This is a genomic window from Halomonas flagellata, assembly GCF_022487945.1.
In the GTDB taxonomy this organism is placed as follows: domain Bacteria; phylum Pseudomonadota; class Gammaproteobacteria; order Pseudomonadales; family Halomonadaceae; genus Halomonas; species Halomonas flagellata.
The window spans coordinates 1-1,286 of sequence record NZ_JAKVPY010000071.1 but is presented as its reverse complement, the minus strand read 5'-3'; the positions used below and the strand labels follow the sequence as shown (position 1 = coordinate 1,286).

The following is a 1,286-nucleotide window of genomic DNA, read 5'->3' as shown; positions in this document are numbered from 1 at the left end:
CCAGCGACACGGACTCGAATGACACCCCTTGTGCACCAGGCAAGGAAGGGTGAAAGAGAAGGGGCCGCGACACCCCGGTTCTCATCCAGATTGTCGCTGGCTTCTCATCCAGATTGACGCGCTACAGCTCATCCAGGCTGGTCCACCAGCCTTCCAACTCATAGTCCGGAGCCAGCAGGAGTTGGCCATCGGGCTCGGCGGTGCACTCCACCAGACGCATCACGCGCTTGACCTTGACCTCGGTCTGGCCATCGCGGATCGAGACGGTATGTCTTTCATAAATTTCTAATTATTGGTTTGTTGGAAGCAGTATCGGATAGTCGCTGTTGCTACAGGCATTGGGAAGGGGATCTAAATTGCCAGTCTCATTTGGCTTTGGCTCCGAGGTCATGCAGCTTGCGAAGCCATTCGTTGCGTTTTTGCTCGCTTATTGCTTCTACGCTGCCGACTAGTGTCTCACGCACCGGAGAGAGGCCGACGAAGCCGAGGATATTGCGTTCCAGCGATTTGACGCTGTGAGCCCGATAGAGATGACGGTAGATCGCCGCTGGCATGCCCATGGTAACCACTACCCGTGCCGAGCGCCCTTTCAGTCCCTTTCTGCCTAGTGGGTTGCCTTCCACATACTCGAAGGCAAAGCCGGGTCGCAGCACCTGCTCCAGAAAGGCCTTGACCAAGGCCGGCATATCGCCAAGCCACAGCGGAAAGAACAGTGCGAGGTGTTGGCACCAGCCGATGGACTCCTGTGCTGCCGTCAGTGAGGCGGGTAGTGGGGCCGCTTGCCACTCCTTCTGGCTGCGCAGCAGCGGGAACTCAAGGGAGGCGAGGTCGATAAAGCGCACCTCATGGCCTTGGGCATTGGCACCCTCGCGGTAGTGATCGGCCAGGGCATGGCAGAGGTGTGCCTCGCTGGCGTCGGGGTGGCCCTGCAGGATCAGGATTCGCTGGCTCATGGCGATGTGTTCTCACGGCAAGCTGAGTGGGAAGGAGTGGTGTTCAGCTTAGCCGCAGAAGAGAAGGTCAGGCTTGATCGATATCAAGTACCGCTCCTGCTGGACTGTATCAGGTGCATACGCAGCTGCTTCAATTCCTGCCGGGGATTGTGGTGCCGTTCTAGGGAAAACGCATGAAAAACCGCGCTATGACGGGCTTCGTAGCGCTTTACCAGTAGGAGCTAATGTGGTCATCTAACGGCTTTTGCTCATGGATGACTCATGCTGACACCGTCCCTTATGCACCATTTATCGATCGTTCCCGACTTCCGCCAGGCCTGGAAAGTGCAGCAT

The 1,286-nt window shown here is 57.4% G+C and carries 1 protein-coding gene and 1 pseudogene; both read right to left on the bottom strand.

The annotated features are described in order from the left end of the window. Positions 1 to 127: 127 nt before the first annotated feature. Positions 128 to 268: pseudogene (locus MKP05_RS22180) on the bottom strand (IS1380 family transposase); the annotation flags it as partial. A 97-nt stretch (positions 269 to 365) separates the two neighbouring features. Continuing rightward, entirely contained in the window at positions 366 to 953 is a 588-nt protein-coding gene (locus MKP05_RS21125) for an NAD(P)H-dependent oxidoreductase (RefSeq protein WP_240570118.1), read from the bottom strand. Positions 954 to 1,286 lie beyond the last annotated feature (333 nt).